We start from the raw sequence: 2,352 nt of genomic DNA, 5'->3' as shown, positions 1-2,352 counted from the left end.
ACGAAAGTATGGGTAATAAAAAGTAGTATAAGTAGTCGTGTAAGGTCATCTTAAAATTTCTAATAATCGTCTTTCAAATCCTTGTTTAATGCCTTGAATAAATTTTTCTTTATTGGAGACATACATTCCGTGTACATACAATACTTTCTTGTCGTTTGAAACATCTAAACTCAAGGTGCCGGGTGTTAATGAAATTAAATTAGCCAAAAGCGTGATTTCCAAATCGGTTTTAGCATCCAGCGGGACTTTTATAATTCCCGGCTTCATATAAAATTTGGGTGTAACCACATCATAGGCCACTTGCAGGTTTGCTTTGAATAATTCATAGAGAAAGAAAAATACAAATGCAATCACCTTTGGTAATATCGTAAAATATTTTACTTCCCCTTTACCAAGGGTTATTACCCTTAAAATTAAAAAGCTGAGTACAAATCCAAATACAAAGTTCAGCAATTCAAAGCTTCCTGTTAGGGCAACCCAAATAAAGGTCAAAAGAATGTTGCTTAAAAACCTACTTCTCATGGTTGTTCGTTAATTTTTCCTAAAACCGACTCTATATAGTTTTGGTTGTTCAATAGTTCGGAACCTACTCTTTCTGCTACTTGCTGTATGTTTTCTGCACCAAAGCCAATGTACAATGAAATAAAAGCTAAAAATGCGATAGGGCCTATTATCTGTATTTTCTTTTCCAGCTTTAACAAGTGGAAGTATCTAAAATTTTGAATGACAGGAAGTTCCTTTCCTTCTTTCCAAAACACTTCTGACCAAATGCGTGCGATTACAAAAAGTGTAATAAAGGTAGCAAATATTATGGCTCCTATCAACCAGAAGTTTTCTATTTTAAAACTTTCGGTAATGAGTGATAATTTTGGCCAAAAGCCTGATAAGGGAGGGATTCCTACTACTGAAAACAGAGGAATTAGCATCAATAATGACAACAAGGGATGTTTTGCATAAATACCCCCTAGGGTTTTCATACTTAAAGTACCTTTAAGCCGATAAATTAAGCCACTTACCATAAAGAGGTTTGTTTTTACGACAATATCATGAATGATATAGAATATAGCCCCTGCAATGGCTGCTTCAGTATATAAACCCAGACCTAGTATCATAAATCCGATATGTGAGATGATAAGGTAAGAAAATATTTTTGCAATATTATTTTGAACCAAGGCCCCCACAGCACCTACAAATAAAGTAAGTCCCGCCAGGGTGAGGATAATGGTTTCCAGAAAAGCATCTCCGACGAATATTAATGTAAATACTCTAATTAAAGCATATACTCCTACTTTAGTCAAAAGTCCGCCAAATAGAGCTGAAACAGCTGGAGGCGGGGTGTGATAGGAAGCCGGGAGCCAAAAATAAAGAGGAAATATGGCTGCTTTGATTCCAAATCCTATTAAAAATAAAATGGCTGTAACTTCAACTAGACCCCTGTTTTCAATAGCTGCAACTTTTAAGGAAAGGTCGGCCATATTGAGGGAGCCTGTTAAACCATATAGAACTGCAACCGCAGTAAGAAAGATAACCGACGCAAAAATATTTAGCGTAAAGTATTTAACTGCGCCCTCCAATTGTTTCTTTTCACCTCCAAGAGTAATCAAGACAAATGAACTGATGATGATGATTTCAAACCAAACATACAGGTTAAAAATGTCACCTGTTAAAAATGCTCCATTGAGACCCAAAAGTAAAAAATGCAGTATTGGTAGATACCCAAATTTCATTCTTGCTTTTAAAATGGTGCCAACTGAAAAGTAAGAAACAGCGATTCCGCTTATTCCGGTCAATAATACCATAGTTGCAGCAAAAGTGTCGGCCACAAAGGTAATTCCGAAAGGGGCCTTCCAGTTTCCTGACTGAATGGTTTGGGTTCCTTCGTTCCAAACAGTTGTAAAAAGCCAAACAGCAACCAATAAACTTAATATACTTCCAACTGCACTAATTACCTTTTGTAATTTGATGCTATTCCATGCAAAAAGTAATAAAATTGCCAAAAGCAAATGAACTATTATCGGATATAAAACAATGTGCTGTGTCATGAAAATTCGTCTGTTGAGTTCATTTGATCAAGATCATCAGTTTTTACAACCTTGTATGCCCTTTTAATTAAAACAATAGCAAATGATTGTAGCCCAAAGCTTATAACTATTGCTGTGAGAATCAAGGCTTGAGGTACAGGGTCAGCATAGGCATCCAAAAAGAATTTTGATTCTTCAGGAATGATAGGCGGTTTTCCTTTGGTAATTCTTCCTAAAAGAAAAATCAATAAATAAGTAAAAAATAAAGTAATCAGAAATCGCTTTTTAAAGCTTTTTCTAGTGCCCTCCTGCTTAACTATTTCAGGAATTA

At 35.4% G+C, this 2,352-nt stretch carries 3 protein-coding genes; all 3 read right to left on the bottom strand.

Going from position 1 to position 2,352, the window contains the following annotated elements; all coding sequences use genetic code 11:
- Positions 1-45: 45 nt before the first annotated feature.
- Genes AACY61_RS12540 through AACY61_RS12530 form a run of 3 tightly spaced genes read right to left on the bottom strand, consistent with a single transcriptional unit; the run spans position 46 to position 2,350 of the window.
- The gene (locus AACY61_RS12540; protein ID WP_339611920.1) at positions 46-522 is read right to left on the bottom strand and encodes a Na+/H+ antiporter subunit E; all 477 of its coding nucleotides are present in this window, start codon (positions 520-522) and stop codon (positions 46-48) included.
- Positions 519-2,042, bottom strand: coding sequence for a proton-conducting transporter membrane subunit (locus tag AACY61_RS12535; protein ID WP_339611919.1), 1,524 nt, complete (start codon positions 2,040-2,042; stop codon positions 519-521). The genes AACY61_RS12540 and AACY61_RS12535 overlap by 4 nt, the downstream gene beginning before the upstream one ends.
- Positions 2,039-2,350: an NADH-quinone oxidoreductase subunit K gene (locus AACY61_RS12530; protein WP_339611918.1), complete on the bottom strand. Its 312-nt coding sequence runs from the start codon at positions 2,348-2,350 to the stop codon at positions 2,039-2,041. Before AACY61_RS12530 ends, AACY61_RS12535 begins: the two co-directional genes overlap by 4 nt.
- Positions 2,351-2,352 lie beyond the last annotated feature (2 nt).

It is taken from the genome of uncultured Planktosalinus sp. (genome assembly GCF_963973675.1).
Classification (GTDB): domain Bacteria; phylum Bacteroidota; class Bacteroidia; order Flavobacteriales; family Flavobacteriaceae; genus Planktosalinus.
The sequence above is the reverse complement of the archived record's forward strand: the minus strand, read 5'-3'. Positions and strand labels throughout refer to the sequence as shown.

Coding starts and splice junctions, on each gene's coding strand:
- AACY61_RS12540 (WP_339611920.1), bottom strand. CDS start 522: ATGAGAAGTAGGTTTTTAAGCAACATTCTTTTGACCTTTATTTGGGTT.
- AACY61_RS12535 (WP_339611919.1), bottom strand. CDS start 2,042: ATGACACAGCACATTGTTTTATATCCGATAATAGTTCATTTGCTTTTG.